The sequence below is a fragment of the Limnohabitans sp. JirII-29 genome (genome assembly GCF_003063395.1).
In the GTDB taxonomy this organism is placed as follows: domain Bacteria; phylum Pseudomonadota; class Gammaproteobacteria; order Burkholderiales; family Burkholderiaceae_C; genus Limnohabitans.
Genome location: NZ_NESB01000003.1, coordinates 219,807 through 235,108, shown reverse-complemented (window position 1 = coordinate 235,108; position 15,302 = coordinate 219,807). Strand labels below are relative to the sequence as shown.

General features: G+C 54.4%; 13 protein-coding genes. 7 read left to right on the top strand and 6 right to left on the bottom strand.

From position 1 onward, the window contains the following. The first annotated feature begins 17 nt into the window (after positions 1-17). A complete protein-coding gene (locus B9Z39_RS06200; protein ID WP_108301224.1) occupies positions 18-827 on the top strand; it encodes a DUF2189 domain-containing protein in 810 nt (269 codons plus the stop codon). On the opposite strand, the gene mnmH is transcribed toward B9Z39_RS06200, so the two are convergent. Beyond that, entirely contained in the window at positions 811-1,890 is a 1,080-nt protein-coding gene (gene mnmH, locus B9Z39_RS06195; RefSeq protein ID WP_108301070.1) for a tRNA 2-selenouridine(34) synthase MnmH, read from the bottom strand. The genes B9Z39_RS06200 and mnmH overlap by 17 nt on opposite strands. A 9-nt stretch (positions 1,891-1,899) precedes the next feature. Further along, positions 1,900-2,535: an arylesterase gene (locus tag B9Z39_RS06190; RefSeq protein ID WP_108301223.1), complete on the bottom strand. Its 636-nt coding sequence runs from the start codon at positions 2,533-2,535 to the stop codon at positions 1,900-1,902. A gap of 124 nt (positions 2,536-2,659) precedes the next feature. Here B9Z39_RS06190 and B9Z39_RS06185 point away from each other — a divergent pair, with 124 nt between their 5' ends. The 3 genes from B9Z39_RS06185 to rlmB are packed head-to-tail and all read left to right on the top strand — an operon-like array spanning position 2,660 to position 9,873. Continuing rightward, a complete protein-coding gene (locus tag B9Z39_RS06185) occupies positions 2,660-3,349 on the top strand; it encodes an ABC transporter ATP-binding protein (RefSeq protein ID WP_108301069.1) in 690 nt (229 codons plus the stop codon). A gap of 58 nt (positions 3,350-3,407) precedes the next feature. Further along, on the top strand, positions 3,408-9,089 hold the full coding sequence (locus tag B9Z39_RS06180; protein WP_108301068.1) for a tetratricopeptide repeat protein: 5,682 nt from the start codon (positions 3,408-3,410) through the stop codon (positions 9,087-9,089). Positions 9,090-9,129: 40 nt separating this feature from the next. Next, positions 9,130-9,873, top strand: coding sequence for a 23S rRNA (guanosine(2251)-2'-O)-methyltransferase RlmB (rlmB, locus tag B9Z39_RS06175; RefSeq protein ID WP_100145010.1), 744 nt, complete (start codon positions 9,130-9,132; stop codon positions 9,871-9,873). A gap of 6 nt (positions 9,874-9,879) precedes the next feature. Here the strand turns inward: rlmB and B9Z39_RS06170 are convergent, their stop codons facing one another. From B9Z39_RS06170 to B9Z39_RS06155, 4 genes are read right to left on the bottom strand one after another with little or no spacing between them, the layout of a single operon-like run. Then, positions 9,880-10,476, bottom strand: a complete 597-nt coding sequence (locus tag B9Z39_RS06170; RefSeq protein WP_100145008.1) for a chromate transporter — start codon at positions 10,474-10,476, stop codon at positions 9,880-9,882. Next, positions 10,473-11,057 (bottom strand): chromate transporter, encoded by a 585-nt coding sequence (locus tag B9Z39_RS06165; protein ID WP_100145006.1) that lies wholly within the window; start codon positions 11,055-11,057, stop codon positions 10,473-10,475. The genes B9Z39_RS06170 and B9Z39_RS06165 overlap by 4 nt, the downstream gene beginning before the upstream one ends. Further along, complete coding sequence (gene fabG / locus B9Z39_RS06160; protein WP_100145004.1) at positions 11,054-11,821, bottom strand: 3-oxoacyl-ACP reductase FabG; 768 nt, start codon at positions 11,819-11,821, stop codon at positions 11,054-11,056. Before fabG ends, B9Z39_RS06165 begins: the two co-directional genes overlap by 4 nt. A gap of 27 nt (positions 11,822-11,848) precedes the next feature. Further along, positions 11,849-12,874 (bottom strand): LacI family DNA-binding transcriptional regulator, encoded by a 1,026-nt coding sequence (locus B9Z39_RS06155; protein ID WP_108301067.1) that lies wholly within the window; start codon positions 12,872-12,874, stop codon positions 11,849-11,851. Between the two features lie 142 nt (positions 12,875-13,016). On the opposite strand from B9Z39_RS06155, the gene B9Z39_RS06150 reads away from it, so the two are divergent. The 3 genes from B9Z39_RS06150 to B9Z39_RS06140 are packed head-to-tail and all read left to right on the top strand — an operon-like array spanning position 13,017 to position 15,288. Continuing rightward, entirely contained in the window at positions 13,017-13,502 is a 486-nt protein-coding gene (locus B9Z39_RS06150) for a gluconokinase (protein WP_233248929.1), read from the top strand. 14 nt (positions 13,503-13,516) lie between these two features. Then, positions 13,517-13,990: a TRAP transporter small permease subunit gene (locus B9Z39_RS06145; RefSeq protein ID WP_100145000.1), complete on the top strand. Its 474-nt coding sequence runs from the start codon at positions 13,517-13,519 to the stop codon at positions 13,988-13,990. Positions 13,991-13,995: 5 nt separating this feature from the next. Beyond that, entirely contained in the window at positions 13,996-15,288 is a 1,293-nt protein-coding gene (locus B9Z39_RS06140; protein ID WP_100144998.1) for a TRAP transporter large permease, read from the top strand. The last annotated feature ends 14 nt before the right edge of the window (positions 15,289-15,302 follow it).

Below are 15,302 nucleotides of genomic sequence, written 5' to 3'. Positions count from 1 at the left end.
AACAAGGAGTCATGTCCATGTCTGTTGATACGCCTGAGCAAAGCGAAGCTGCTGCACCGACCGAAACGCCGCCAGAACGTATCGATGTGATCGATTTGCGTTTTTCTGATCCTTTGCGTTGGTTGGGCTTGGGGTTTCGTGATCTGCTGTCACAGCCCCTGGTGACTTTGTTTTATGGGTCATGTTTTTGGCTCATGGCGCTCATCGTGAGTGCCGTGTTTCGCAGCAACCCGGAGTTCACCTTGTCGGCCATCTCTGGCTGTTTGTTGTTGGGCCCGTTCTTGGCGATGGGGCTGTACGACGTGAGCATGAACCGCGAGCGCGGTCACCGTCCGACCTTGGGCAGTTCGCTCACTTGCTGGGAGCCGCATGTGCGTAGCATGGGCATGTTGGTCATGGTCGTGGTGGTGTTGGAGTTGTTGTGGGGGCGTGCGTCGTTGGTGGTCTTTGCGGTGTTTTTCAACACCGGTGGCATGCCCACCACCGCCAGTGTGATCGATGCTGTGTTCAACCCACAGAACTGGGAATTTATGGTCGCCTATCTGTGTGTGGGGGGCTTCTTTGCGGGTTTGGTGTTTGCCACGATGGCGGTTTCCATTCCCATGATCTTGGACCGTGACACCGACGCCATCACCGCGGGCATCACCAGCTTGCGAGTGTTTTTGAGCCAGACCGGCGTCATGCTGTGGTGGGGCGCACTCATCACCGTGTTGGTGTTGCTGGCTTTGTGGCCCTCAGCCGCAGGCTTGTTGTTGGTGGGTCCATGGCTGGGCTTTGCCACCTGGCATGCTTACCGTGCGTCGGTGCGCTTTAGCCCTGGCGCATGATGTCGCGTGCCAGGGCGCGCATGGCGTCCATGGAGCGGTCGCTAGGTTGCACCACGGCGGCTTGCCCAAACTGTTTGAAGTTGCGGCGAGTGGACTCGGCATAGCCTGGGTCGTAGTGCAGGGTGAGTAGCTCGCGCACCACGGGCTCGTTGTCACCCGCCATCACCTGTGTTTTCCAGGCCTCCACCACGGCGCGACCACGCCGGTCCACCAAGGCGTCGAGTCGTTTGCAAAAGTAGTCTGGGTCTTTGACGAAGAAGTCATAGTCCTCCATCAACAAAGCCACGCGTTCGTCATCACTCAAACGCAAATCCAGGCAGGGGCTTTCGCGCATGGACAGCATCAGCACTTCGGGCACAGACAGATTGCCCACTTTACGGCTCTCAGATTCGACATACACCGGGCGTGAGATGTCGAAGCCTTTCAAGGCGGTCCACACCAAGGTGTCAAAGTGCTTTTGGCTGGGTTGCGGTACGCCCGGAATATGGCCCAGCACAGAACTGCGATGGTTGGCCAAGCCCTCCAAGTCCAGCACCTGCGCACCCTCCGCTGCCAGGGCATGCAGCAAACGGGTTTTGCCTGATCCCGTGGGCCCACACACAACGCGCCATTGAATGGGGGCCACCAGCTCGGGAATAGAGGCCAGCAGCGCAGCGCGAAAAGCTTTGTAGCCGCCTTCGATCAAGTGAATCTTGAAACCAATTTGTCCCAGCACCATGGCCAGCGAACCGCTGCGTTTGCCACCCCGCCAGCAGTAAATCAAGGGCTGCCAAGTACGCGGCAGCGGCAGCACTTCGCGTTGGATGTGCCGTGCAATATTGGCCGCCACCAATGCCGCGCCGTGCTTTTGCGCTTCAAAGGCACTGACTTGCTTGTACATGGTGCCAATCACGATGCGCTCTTCGTTGTTGAGAGACGGCCAATTGACGGCACCGGGCAGGTGGTCGAGCGCAAATTCGTCTTCACTGCGCGCGTCGATGATGGTGCTAAAGCCCCCAGGGGCGCCCAGCGGCGTGGCCATGCGGGCCATGGCGTCTTGCGCCGAAATGAATTGAACGCTCACGGAACTCTCTTACAACTGTTTTTTGATTTCAGGCCACACATTGGCCAACATACGCGGATGCGCTTCTTCGCGTGGGTGGATGCGGTCTGGCTGAAACAGCTGCGCTGCGTCAGGCCGATCGGCTATGCCTTGCAAAAAGAACGGGACCAAGCCCGTACGGTACTTTTTGGCCAGGTTGGCAAACATGGCTGAGAACTTGGCGCTGTAGTCAGGCCCGTAATTGGGCGGTACTTGCATGCCCACCAGCACCACGCGCGCGTTGACGGCACGTGAGGCTTCGATCATCGCTTCCAAGTTTTGTTGGCTGCTGTTGAGGTCCAGGCCGCGCAGGGCGTCGTTGCCGCCTAACTCAATCACCACCAACACGGGGCGAACTTGCGCCAAGGCGGCGGGCAGGCGCGAGCGGCCTCCAGCTGTGGTGTCGCCACTGATGCTGGCGTTGACTACCTGCACATCGGGTCGTTCAGTACGCAGTTTCATGGCTAAGAGGCTGACCCAACCGGTGCCACGTGGAATGCCATATTCGGCGCTCAGTGAATCACCCACCACCAAAATAGTTGCCGCAGGCGCTGAGCCGGGAGGGGGCACGGCACTTTTGGTTTGCACACGACGGTGCGGGCCGGTAGACCAAATTTCGCCCTCCATGCCTTGCCCAGTGGAGGTGATCACCTTTTGATCGGCCGCTGCTGTGCGCAGGCCCAAAAGCCCTGTGAGCGCGCTGCCCAGCGCCGCCACGTTAAAGTGTCGTCTCCACATGCCATTGCCTTTCATGACCACGCCCTTGACCTCATATCCCACGCCATTGATTTCTGTCTCTCATGTTTTCAAGTCGGTGCAAGACGCCACCGGTACGTTGGACATTCTCCGCGATATCAACTTCACACTTGCTGCGCACCAGTCGCTGGCGATTGTGGGAGCCTCAGGCTCGGGCAAAAGCACCTTGTTGTCCATCATGGCGGGCTTGGATACACCCAGCCAAGGCACGGTGGTGTTGGCCGGGCAAGACATGTTTGTTTTGAGCGAAGATGCCCGTGCTGCCTTGCGGGCGCGCCAAATTGGTTTTGTGTTTCAAAGTTTTCAGTTGCTGGGCAACATGACCGCGCTGGAAAACGTCATGCTGCCTTTGGAGTTGGCTGGACAACCCAACCCGCGTCTGGCGGCACGCGAGATGCTGGAGCGTGTGGGTTTGGGGGAGCGCCTCAACCATTACCCCAAAGTGCTGTCTGGCGGAGAGCAACAGCGCGTGGCCTTGGCTCGTGCTTTTGTGGTCAAGCCTACCTTGCTGCTCGCGGATGAGCCCACAGGCAGTTTGGACCATGCGAGTGGTGAACGCATCATGGACTTGATGTTCGCCCTCAACCAAGAACTTGGTACCACCTTGGTCTTGGTCACCCATGACCCCAAGCTAGCAGCGCGTTGCGACCAAGCCATCACGATAGAGGCGGGTAGACTAGCTTAGCTATCAAATTTAGTGCTTCCGTTTAATTTTAATACTTTAATGGTATTAAAATTAAAATATGAGCACCTTAATATTCTGCACATCCTTCTCGAACAACCCACAGCATTGGCAGCAAAGATACCGAAAGTGGGTTGACTACTTTGCGTCTTCGTCGCTTGAATTCGACCAAATGTTGATGGTGGATGACGGCAGTCCTGTCTTGCCGGAGTGGTCAGACTTTGAAGTCTTGACCGAGTTGCCAGCGCAGCGTCCGTCGGCTAAAAAAGTGTTGTTTCATTTTTCAAACAACTTGGGGCGACAGAGCAACCTGCACCATCCCGGCTGGTTTCGTAGCTTTGGTTTTGCTGCGCAATACGCCAAGGCGCATCAATTCACCAAGATCGTTCACATTGAGAGCGACGCCTACCTCATGTCAACGAGGATGTTTGATTTTGTCAACAATTCCCAAACAGGGTGGACCACATTTTGGTGCCCACGCTGGCAATGTGAGGAAATAGCCATTCAGGTGGTTTGCGAAGATCAATTTGACACTTATGAACGCATCACCCAGCAAGACTATGGATCTGTCTATGCTGGCAAAGTTATAGAAAAGATGCTGCCGTATACCTCCGTTCGCAAAGACTTTGTGGGTGATCGATACGCTGAAGGCAATGGGTCTATCCCTTTGAACGTGGATTACGTCTGTCAATTTCCGACTGAGCTGGAGATTGGTGCGTTGGTCAAGCGAGTAAAGCAACAGCTTTCTTTACCAGCACCAAGTCAACAGGGACAAGAGGATGTCGGTAAATTGTTTGAACAAGGACTGGCCTTGCACAAACAAGGTCAGTTGGTGCGAGCAAAGATGCTTTATGAGGCTGTGCTTAAAAAAAATCCTAAGCACTTCGATGCATTGAATGCACTCGGTGTTGCTGAGATAAATTTTGAAAATTATAGAGAAGCTGTCAATCTCATATCTTCTGCGCTTTTAGAAAACAAGAAATCAGCAGAGGCCTATTACAACTTAGGACTTGGGCTGGATGGACTGAACCTAAAAGCGCAAGCTATTGAGGCATACGATGAATGCTTGAAGCTAGACCCTAAAAATTTCAGTGCATTGAACAATAAAAGTAAAACTCAGCGAGATATTGGGAAATATGAGGAAGCGATAGTCTCAAGTAGCGCAGCGATAGCAATCAAATCCGATTACGCTGTGGCCTACTTGAACCGTGCAATTGCGTTCATGGAACTTAAGCAGTTTGAAGCTGCTATCGCTAGCTTCGACCAGGCCATTGGCATCAAACCGGGCAACGCAGAGGCCTATTTCAATAGAGGCAATGCACAGATGGAGCTCAAACAATTTGAGGCTGCATTAGCCAGCTATGACCGAGCGATCAACACCAAGCCAGACTACGCAGATGCCTATTTCAAGAAAGGTCTTACGTTGCAAGAGCTCAAGCAACTGCCAACTGCTGTTGCCAGTTATGACAAGGCCATCAGCGTTAAGCCAGACTTTGCAAATGCCTATCTCAACCGCGGTTCTGTGCTATCAAAGCTAAAACAGTTGGATGCCGCATTGGATAGTTACAACAAGGCGATCAGCATTAAACCAGATTTTGTGCAGGCTTACTCGAACCGTGCTGTCGTGCTGAAAGATCTTGGGCAGATTGAGGCTGCATTAGCCAGTTACGACGAAGCGATCAGCATCAACCCAGACTACGCAGGGGTCTACTGGAATAAGTCATTTACTCTTTTACTTTCCGGTCGATTCGAAGAAGGTTGGAAATTGTATGAATGGCGTTGGAAGCATGAAGGTTTAGGGCTAAAGCTTCCCAATTTCTCTCAACCCCTGTGGCTAGGTGTGGAGTCATTGCAGGGGCAAACCATCCTGCTGCACAGCGAGCAAGGCTTGGGTGACACCATCCAGTTTTGCCGATACGCCAAGTTGGTCAAAGCACTCGGGGCTCATGTGGTGATGGAGTCTCCTACTGCTCTAGTGCCGTTGCTACAAGGCTTGGAAGGTGTTGATGAATTGGTGGCGAGGGGGCAAGCATTGCCTGCATTTGACTATCACTGTCCATTGCTGTCTTTGCCCTTGGCCTTCAAAACAGAGCTTAGCACGATCCCCTCATCAGAGCCTTACCTGCGTAGCGACAAGGCCAAGGTCAAACAATGGCGTGCCAAACTGGGGCGCAAAACCAAGCCACGCGTAGGTTTGGTGTGGAGCGGTAGTACAGGGCACACAAACGACCACAACCGCAGCTTCAAACTAGAAGAATTACTGCCGTATTTGCCGGATGGTTTTGAGTATGTGTGTCTGCAAAAAGAAATCCGGGAGGTCGACCAAGAAATGCTCCAGCAATCAAGCATTCAATACTTTGGCGATGAGCTTGAGAACTTTGCAGATACGGCTGCATTGTGTGAGCTGATGGATGTGGTGATCAGCGTGGATACTAGCGTGGCGCATTTGTCAGGGGCATTGGGCAAACCAACTTGGGTGTTGTTGTCATATTCTCCTGATTGGCGCTGGTTGTTGGACAGAGAGGACAGTCCTTGGTATGGATCGGTCAAGTTGTACAGACAGGACGCTGATCGAACTTGGTCTTCAGTGCTGCAAAGAGTAAGTCGTTCGTTGTTGAGCCAAGCCAGACTACCGGTGGCCAACAGTGTAGGCGTGCAGCAGATCGCAAAAAATTTCATGCTGGAATTGCAAGTTGTTGGTGAAACCGAGCATTCGTCTGAAGTCCAACTCCTCCAGCTATTTACGAAAGGACTGTCTTTTCACAAAGAGGGTCAGTTAGCCCAGGCAAAAGCAATTTATGAGGCTGTATTGCAAATTAAACCTACGTACTTTGATGCACTACATATGCTGGGCGTCATTGCACTGACGTGGAACGATGCTGATCTTTCTGTTTCTCTTATCGGCAAAGCTTTGATCGAAAATAAATCGAATTCTGATGCGTTCTTTAACTACGGATTAGCTTTACATGCCAATGCACAGCCGTTATCTGCGGTTGAAAGCTACGACAGCGCAATCTCATTAAACCGTGACAACGATAAAATTTATTGGAATAAAAGCTTGTCGCTTTTGTTACTTGGAAAACTCTACGAAGGTTGGCAGTTATACGAATATGGCTGGCGTGGCAGCCAACAACGAGGTATTCCGCTAGTCAGTTCTCAACCCCTGTGGCTAGGGGTGGAATCATTGCAGGGGCAAACTATCCTGCTGCATAGCGAGCAAGGCTTGGGTGACACCATCCAGTTTTGCCGCTATGCCAAATTGGTCAAAGCACTGGGTGCTCATGTGGTGATGGAGTCTCCCGCTGCTCTAGTGCCGTTGCTACAAGGCTTGGAAGGTGTTGATGAATTGGTGGAGAGCGGGCAAGCCCTTCCTGCGTTTGACTACCACTGTCCACTGCTGTCCTTGCCCTTAGCCTTCAAGACAGAGCTCAGCACGATCCCCTCACCCGAGCCTTATCTGCGTAGCGACAGCGTCAAAGTAGCGCAATGGCGTACCAAACTGGGGCGCAAAACCAAGCCACGGATTGGCTTGGTGTGGAGTGGGAATCCCGCTTTTAAGGGCGACCAAAACCGCAGCCTCAAACTGCAAGAGTTGATGCCTTACCTGCCAGAAGGCTTTGAGTATGTTTGCCTGCAAAAGGAGATCCGAGAGGTAGACCAAGAGACACTCAAGCAATCAAGCGTCCGATACTTTGGTCATGAACTCGAAAACTTTGCAGATACGGCGGCGTTATGCGAGCTGATGGATGTGGTGATCAGCACGTGTAGCAGCGTGGCACATTTGTCAGGTGCGTTGGGCAAATCGACCTGGGTGTTGCTGCCCTACGTCCCCGATTGGCGCTGGTTGTTGGACAGAGAGGACAGTCCTTGGTATGGATCGGTAAAGTTGTACAGGCAGGATGCTGACCGAAGTTGGTCTTCGGTATTGGAGCGGGTAGCCGGTGCGTTGTTGGATTGCGACAAACTACCGGTGGCCTCCAACGCGGCATCATCGCAGAATATGACAAAGTTAATGGCTGGATTAAATTCTTTTCAAAACGGTCAAGCAGTTCAAGCCAAATCAATTCTCGAAGATCTGCTCAACGATACGCCGAATCATTTTGATGGCTTGCATTTGTATGGCATTGTTTTAGGACAACTTCAAGAAACTAAAAAATCGATTGAGATTTTTAAAAGAGCGATAAGAATAAAAGCCAATAACGCTGACATACACAGTAATTTGGGTAATGCGTACAAAGACGATCGCCAGTATGAACAGGCGGTCGCACATTGCGACATAGCTATTGGCTTAAATGCAAAACATTTCGCCGCCTATACCAATCGAGCGATTGCGTTGCAGCAATTGGAGAGACTAGACGAAGCTTTGATCAGTTACGACAACGCCATTGCACTTAACTCGAACAATCATGAAAATTATTTGAACAAAGGTGTCATCCTTCGAACACTGAAAAACTTTGACGAGGCATTAAAGAGTTTTGAAAAAACAATTGAGTTGAAGAGTGATTGTGCAGAGGCCTACTACAACCTAGGTGATGCACAGGCGTATCTCAAACAGTTTGAAACTGCGTTGAGCAGTTATGACAAGGCAATCAGCATCAAGCCAGATTATGTGGATGCATACATCAATAAAGGCAATACGCTACAAGCCCTCAAACAATTTGAGGTGGCTGTTGCAAGTTATGACCGAGCGATCAGTCTTCAACCCGACTATGCCAAGGCTTACTACAACCGAGGTAATGCACAAATGGCGCTCATGCAGTCTGAGGCTGCGGTAGACAGCTATGACAAAGCAATCAGCCTAAAGCCAGACTATGCGGGTGCGCATTGGAACAAATCACTGGAACTTTTGGCTCTGGGGCAATTTAAAGAAGGTTGGAAAAGCTATGAGTGGCGTTGGAAGCACGAAGATCTTGGGTCAAAGCTTCCCAATTTCTCTCAACCCCAGTGGCTGGGTGTGGAGTCATTGCAGGGGCAAACTATCCTGCTGCATAGCGAGCAAGGCTTGGGTGACACCATCCAGTTTTGCCGCTATGCCAAATTGGTCAAAGCACTGGGGGCTCATGTGGTGATGGGGGTTCCCGCTGCTTTGGTGCCATTGCTACACAGCCTAGAAGGTGTTGATGAATTGGTGCAGAGCAGGCAAGCCCTGCCTGCGTTTGACTACCACTGTCCACTGCTGTCTTTGCCCTTGGCCTTCAAAACAGAGATCAGCACGATCCCCTCACCAGAGCCTTACCTGCGTAGCGACAAGGCCAAGGTCAACCAATGGCGCATCAAGCTTGGCCCCAAATCCAAGCCACGCGTTGGTTTGGTGTGGAGCGGAAGTACACAGCATAAAAAAGATCACAACCGCAGCCTGAGGCTCGATGAGTTAATTCATTATTTGCCAAATAGCTTTGACTATGTGTGTCTGCAAAAGGAGATCCGAGCGGTTGATCAAGAGACGCTCAAGCAATCAAGAATCAAATACTTCGGTGATGAACTCAAAGACTTTGCAGACACGGCTGCATTGTGTGAGCTGATGGATGTGGTGATCAGCGTGGATACCAGCGTGGCACATTTGTCTGGAGCCTTGGGGCGACCGACCTGGGTGTTGCTGCCCTACGTCCCCGATTGGCGCTGGTTGTTGGACAGAGAGGGCAGTCCTTGGTATGGCTCGGTCAAGTTGTACAGACAAGAAACCGATCGAACTTGGTCTACTGTGCTGAAGCGCGTCGCGACCGATTTGCTCCGCTTGAGTTGATCCATGCTGGCGTGTCAACGCCGCAAGGGATAATCCCCACATGTCTTCTTCCCCCAAAGTTCTGTTCGGCTTTCATGCCGTGGGTGTGCGCCTCAAAACCGCACCGCAATCCATCATCGAGATTTACTACGAGCCGACACGGCGCGATGCGCGCATGCGGCAGTTTTTGGAGCGTGCCAACGAGGCCGGTGCGCGCTTGATCGAAGCCGATGGCCTGCGTTTGGCCAAACTGGCTGGTAGCCATGGCCACCAGGGAGTCGCTGCACGTGTGAGCCCATTGGCTGTGGTGCATTCGCTGGACGAATTGCTGGAAAAAATAGAGCCAGTTGAGGCTCCGTTGATTTTGGTGCTCGACGGCGTGACCGACCCTCACAACCTGGGTGCTTGTTTGCGTGTGGCCGATGGTGCCGGTGCGCATGCCGTGATCGCCCCCAAAGACCACGCAGTGGGCATCAACGCCACGGTGGCGAAAGTGGCCAGCGGCGCGGCAGAGACGGTGCCGTATTTCATGGTGACCAATTTGGCACGTACCTTGAACGAACTCAAGGAGCGCAATATTTGGATCATTGGCACCAGCGATGACGCGCCCAAAACCTTGTACCAAGTGGATCTCAAAGGCCCCACCGCTTTGGTGCTGGGTGCAGAGGGGGATGGCATGCGTCAGCTCACACGCAAGACCTGCGACGAACTCATCAGCATTCCTATGAAGGGCGCTGTGGAGAGTTTGAACGTGTCGGTCGCCAGCGGTGTTTGCTTGTACGAAGCACGCCGCCAACGCGGTTAACGCGCTTTAAACAAAACCCAGGGCGCCCAACACAGCGCCGATGGCCAGCAACACCAATAAATGGGTTTTGGTTTTCCACACCACCAAGGCCGTCACAGCGCTGAGCAGCCACATCGGCCAATTTTGGGCCGGATTGTCGTGGCTACCGGTCAGCAGCCATCCTGTCGACAGCAACAGGGCAATCACGATCGGTGCCATGCCAGCCTTGAACGATCGCACCGCAGGCAGGTCACGGTTGCGGTGCCCCCAGCGTGACGCAAAGTAGGCCAGCGTGGTCGAGGGCAGCAGCATTCCGAGCATGGCCAGCAGCATGCCCCACAGTCCTAACGAGATTCCCGTCCAGCCAGAGGCAAAGCCACCGCCCGCATTCAGGCCCACGTTCCAGCCAATCAAACCAATGAACAGCACATTGGGCCCCGGCGCACCTTGTGCCAAAGCGATGGAGGAGGTGAACTGGATGTCGTTGAGCCAATGCTGTTCGTCCACCACATAGCGGTGAATATCGGGTGCGGTGCTGATCGCGCCACCGATAGCCAGTAGCGACAAAGACGCAAAGTGCGAGAAGAAGGCCCACCAGTCCAGCATCGACAAGGTTGAACTCATGCTGCACCTCGTTGTTTCAGTTGTCGCCAAGCCCACACGCTGGCCAAGGGGCCCAGGGTGAGCAACACCCAGGCCAGTGGCACGCGCAGCAAAGCCACAGCGATGAAGGTGATGACCCCCAGGATGGCACATGTGGTGCGCCCCATTGGGTTGCTTTTGAGGGCTGGCGTCATCTTCAGGCCAGTCGCCAGAATCAGGCCCACGCACACCGCGCCCATGCCTCGCAAAGCACCTTGTGCAGCCACGTTGTGTTCAATGCCGGCATACAACACGGCAATCACCAAGATCAGCAAACTGGGCACGCACAAGATGCCCGCCAAGGCGACCAACGCGCCTTGCAAGCCAAAGTGGCGACCGCCAATCATCAGTGACAAATTGAGCACATTGGGGCCAGGCAAAATTTGTGCGACGGCCCAGTCCTCCACAAACTCTTCGGTGGTCAACCATTTCTTTTTTTCCACCAGTTCGCGTTGCACCACCGACAACACGCCGCCAAAGCCTTGCAATGCCAGCAAGGTGAACGAGATGAACAGGTCGGTTTTAGAGCGAGGGCCAGGGCGCAGTTCAGGTGTCTCACTCATACCGTCATACCGCCTGACACTTCAAGCACCGCACCGTTCACGTAGGCCGCCTCATCGCTGGCCAAGAAAGCGTAGACATTGGCGATGTCTTCGGGCTGTCCCAAACGTTTGAGTGGCACGCGGTGCACCATGTCTTCAATCACTTTCTCGGGCATGGTCGACAAAATGGGCGTGGCCACAAAGCCAGGCGCTACGGCATTGACGCGAATGCCTTTGGGCCCCAATTCACGACTCCAGGTTTTGGTGAACCCGATCACGCCAAACTTGGTGGCTGCGTAATTGGTTTGCCCAAAGTTGCCGTAAATACCCACCACCGAAGAGGCATTCAAAATCACGCCACTGCCTTGGGCCACCATGGCGTCGGTGACCGCTTGAGCGCAGTGGAAGACGCCACGCAAGTTGACATCGATCACCCGGTCAAACTGTTCCAGCGTCATCTTTTGTAAGCGTGCATCTTGGGTGATACCTGCGTTGTTGACCAACACATCGATGCGGCCATATTGGCTTAGCACAGCTTGGACCATGCCATCCACCATGTCACGTTGGGTCACATCCACCACATACCCACTCGCTTGCGCGCCCAAGGCCCGGCACTCGTCCACCGCCGCATCCACAGCGGCTTGCTTGACATCGCAGACCACCACGATGGCACCTTCACGGGCAAATTTGAGGGCGGTGGCCAACCCAATGCCTTGGGCTGCGCCGGTGATGATGCTGACCTTGTTGGCCAGTCGTTGAGAGGGGGTCGCGCTGGATGTCGTCATGGGCCCTGAGTGTAAACACCCGGTTTCTCAGGTGCTGTCACGCACGATCAATTCATAACCAACGTTGATGTGCGGGGTTGGCACTTCTTCCCCCTTCATCAAAGACAGCAGCATCTGCGCGGCAGCTTGGCCAATGTCTCGGCGTGGGGTGCGGATGGTGGTCAGAGCAGGCCACATCAAGGCACTGCCGGTGAGGTCGTTGAATCCGGCAATGGCCACACGGTCAGGGACTGCCACCGACAGACGAGGCGCGGCCAACAAGGCGCCTTGTGCCAAGTCATCGTTACAGAAAAACACCGCGTCAATGCCGACATCGGCTTGCAACATCTGCTCAAACATCTGGCTGCCCAATGCCATGGATGAAGGGGCCGGGTTGAGCCACTCTAAACAGGGGTCATGCAGGCCTGCGGCTGAGAGACAAGCGCGCCATCCGTCCAAGCGTTGCAATGTGCGTGGGTCAAGTTGTGCCGCTGCAAATGCAATGCGCTTCTTACCCCGTGACAGCAGGTGTTGGGTCATGGTCCTGGCCGCGTCGGTTTGTGAAAACCCCACGCTGTAGACCTCCGGACTTTGAGCCAACTCCATCATGTGTACGCAGGGCACTCCGCTTTTCGCAATCAGCTCGCGCGCCATGTCGCTGTGGTCCAGTCCTGTGAGCAACACCCCTGCTGGACGGTGCTGCAACTGCTCGCGCAAAAGTTGCTCTTCTTCGCGGGTGTCGTAATGCGTCACGCCCATCAAGGTTTGGTAGCCTGCTGCGCGCAAAGCCCCTTGGGCGGCTTCCAGCACGTCCACAAACAAGTTGTTCGACAGCATCGGGATCAGCATCGCCACGTGGTCACTGTGGCGTGAGGCGAGGGCGCGTGCAGCTGGGTCGGGGCTGTAGCCCAGTTGCTGCGCTGCCTTTTTCACCCGTTGCGTCAAGTCATCTCCCACCGCACGTTCTCCCCGTAGAGCGCGTGACACCGTGATGGGGCTCACCCCTGCAAGATGTGCAACATCTGCCAGGGTGATGCGGCCTGTGGCTCTTGATCGCGGAGTTTTGCTGACCATAAGAGATAAGGGTTTTTACGGGTATGACGATGGATTAGCCTCTTTATGATAGCGCTATCCAAGAGTGATGCAAACAGTTCTTCCCATGCATGACTCTTTCTTTTTAACAAAATGGGATAGCGCTATCCAAATGCGAGATGACATGAACGGACCCTTGGTGATCATGGGCGTGGCCGGTTGCGGCAAATCCAGCTTAGGTGCCGCTGTGGCTGCACAACTGGGCTGGCAATTGGTGGAAGGCGATGAGTTTCATCCTCCCAGCAATGTCGACAAAATGCGTCAAGGTGTGGCTTTAACCGATGCCGACCGCACAGGTTGGCTCGATGCGTTGGCCGCAGCGTTGGAACAACGTGGCAGCAACACCGTGTTGACTTGCTCCGCGTTGAAGAAAGCCTACCGTGACCGCTTGCGCCAAGCCGTACCTGCGCTGTTGTTTGCACACCTGACTTTGACCAAAGAGCAAGCACGTGCGCGCGTGACACAACGAGCCAGCCACTACTTCAACGCCAATCTGGTGGACAGTCAGTTTGCTGATCTTGAGTCACCCGTCGCAGAGACAGGGGTTTTGACATTGGATGCCTGCGAGTCTCTGGCGCAATTGCGAGAACACGTGTGCAGCTGGCTGTAGAGCAAGGAGTTGGTATGAAAAAACTAGTGCAAGGTTTGATGGCGGCCTGCTTGGGCGTGATGAGCGTCGCTGTCTTTTTCAACGTGGTGTTGCGCTATGGGTTTGGCAGCGGCATCGCAGCGAGTGAAGAGCTGTCGCGTTTGTTGTTTGTCTGGATGGTGTTCATCGGTGCCACTTCGGCTTACCCGGCAGGTGAACACATGGCCTTTACCAGTGTGGTGGCGAGTTTTCGCAACCGCCCACGCGTGATGGCGTGTTTGACGGTTCTCATCCGTATCTTGGTCATCCTGACGTGCGTGTTGCTGGGCCATGGTGCATGGCAACAAGTGGTGGTGGGCATGGACAGCCAATCGGTGGTGCTGGGCTACTCCAGTGCCTTGCTGCCATTGCCCGTCTTGCTGTCGTCACTGGCCATTGGCCTGATGGCAGGCAAAGAATTGATTCAAAACAAGCCGATGGACTTTGACCACGGCGTGGATGTGGAGTAAGCAGCATGACCGCAGAAGCACAAGCTTTCGTTGTTTTCTCGGGTGGCATGTTGCTGCTCATGGGCATGGGCCTGAACATGGCCTTTGCCTTGGTTCTCACAGGCGCAGGCATGGCCTGGACGCTCGACTTTTGGGACACCCAGTTGCTGGCCCAAAACCTGGTGGCAGGGGTGGACAGTTTTCCGTTGTTGGCGGTGCCCTTTTTCATCTTGGCTGGTGAGTTGATGAACAGCGGGGGCATCAGCCGTCGCATCATCGACATGGCACAGGCCTGGGTGGGGCACATCCGAGGTGGTCTGGGTTTTGTGGCCATTGGTGCAGCGGTGTTGATGGCCAGCATGAGTGGCTCGGCCCTGGCCGACACAGCCGCCTTGGCCACTATCTTGTTGCCCATGATGAAGCGCCAGGGTTATCCCATGCACACCTCGGCAGGCTTGATTGCCTCGGGCGGCATCATCGCCCCCATCATTCCACCGTCGATGCCATTTGTGATTTATGGCGTCACCACCAACACCTCCATCTCGTCGCTGTTTTTGTCAGGCATCGTGCCAGGTTTGATCATGGGCGTGGGGCTGATCTTCGCGTGGAAGCTAGAGCTGCGTCGCATCGACTTGCCCCAGGGCGAGCCGCTGTCACTCAAAGAGCGCTTGAACGCCACCCGCAAAGCCTTCTGGGCCATGCTCATGCCTCTCATCATCATCGGCGGCATGAAGTCGGGCATCTTCACCCCCACGGAAGCTGCTGTGGTGGCCGCGTTTTATGCGCTGATCGTGGCGCTGTTGGTACACCGGGAAATGAAGCTGGCCGAAGTGCACGAAGTGCTGGTGCGAGCGGCCAAAACCACCTCTGTGGTGATGTTCCTGTGCGCGGGTGCCCAAGTGGCCAGTTACATGATCACCTTGGCCGATCTGCCGACCGTGTTGACCGGCTGGTTGGGTCCGCTGGTGGAAAGCCCGCGTCTGCTGATGGCCGTGATGATGGTGGCTTTGGTGATCATCGGCACTGCTCTGGACTTGACGCCCACCATTTTGATTTTTGCGCCCGTCATGCTGCCCATTGCTGTGAAGGCGGGCATTGACCCGGTGTACTTTGGCCTGATGTTCGTGCTCAACGGCGCGATCGGCTTGATCACCCCTCCCGTGGGCACGGTGCTCAACGTGGTGGCGGGGGTGGGGCGTTTGTCCATGCATCAAGTCATCAAGGGGGTGAATCCTTTCTTGGTGACCTACTTGATCATCCTCACCACCTTTGTTCTTTTCCCGCAGATCGTGACGTTGCCCGTGCAGTGGATGCGCTGACCGTAACGGATGAG

What these genes read in the sequence shown, in the direction of transcription:
- B9Z39_RS06200 (WP_108301224.1), top strand. Translation starts at nt 18, where the DNA reads ATGTCTGTTGATACGCCTGAGCAAAGCGAAGCTGCTGCACCGACCGAA.
- B9Z39_RS06190 (WP_108301223.1), bottom strand. Translation starts at nt 2,535, where the DNA reads ATGGAGGGCGAAATTTGGTCTACCGGCCCGCACCGTCGTGTGCAAACC.
- B9Z39_RS06185 (WP_108301069.1), top strand. Translation starts at nt 2,660, where the DNA reads ATGACCACGCCCTTGACCTCATATCCCACGCCATTGATTTCTGTCTCT.
- B9Z39_RS06180 (WP_108301068.1), top strand. Translation starts at nt 3,408, where the DNA reads ATGAGCACCTTAATATTCTGCACATCCTTCTCGAACAACCCACAGCAT.
- rlmB (WP_100145010.1), top strand. Translation starts at nt 9,130, where the DNA reads ATGTCTTCTTCCCCCAAAGTTCTGTTCGGCTTTCATGCCGTGGGTGTG.
- B9Z39_RS06170 (WP_100145008.1), bottom strand. Translation starts at nt 10,476, where the DNA reads ATGAGTTCAACCTTGTCGATGCTGGACTGGTGGGCCTTCTTCTCGCAC.
- B9Z39_RS06165 (WP_100145006.1), bottom strand. Translation starts at nt 11,057, where the DNA reads ATGAGTGAGACACCTGAACTGCGCCCTGGCCCTCGCTCTAAAACCGAC.
- fabG (WP_100145004.1), bottom strand. Translation starts at nt 11,821, where the DNA reads ATGACGACATCCAGCGCGACCCCCTCTCAACGACTGGCCAACAAGGTC.
- B9Z39_RS06155 (WP_108301067.1), bottom strand. Translation starts at nt 12,874, where the DNA reads ATGGTCAGCAAAACTCCGCGATCAAGAGCCACAGGCCGCATCACCCTG.
- B9Z39_RS06150 (WP_233248929.1), top strand. Translation starts at nt 13,017, where the DNA reads ATGAACGGACCCTTGGTGATCATGGGCGTGGCCGGTTGCGGCAAATCC.
- B9Z39_RS06145 (WP_100145000.1), top strand. Translation starts at nt 13,517, where the DNA reads ATGAAAAAACTAGTGCAAGGTTTGATGGCGGCCTGCTTGGGCGTGATG.
- B9Z39_RS06140 (WP_100144998.1), top strand. Translation starts at nt 13,996, where the DNA reads ATGACCGCAGAAGCACAAGCTTTCGTTGTTTTCTCGGGTGGCATGTTG.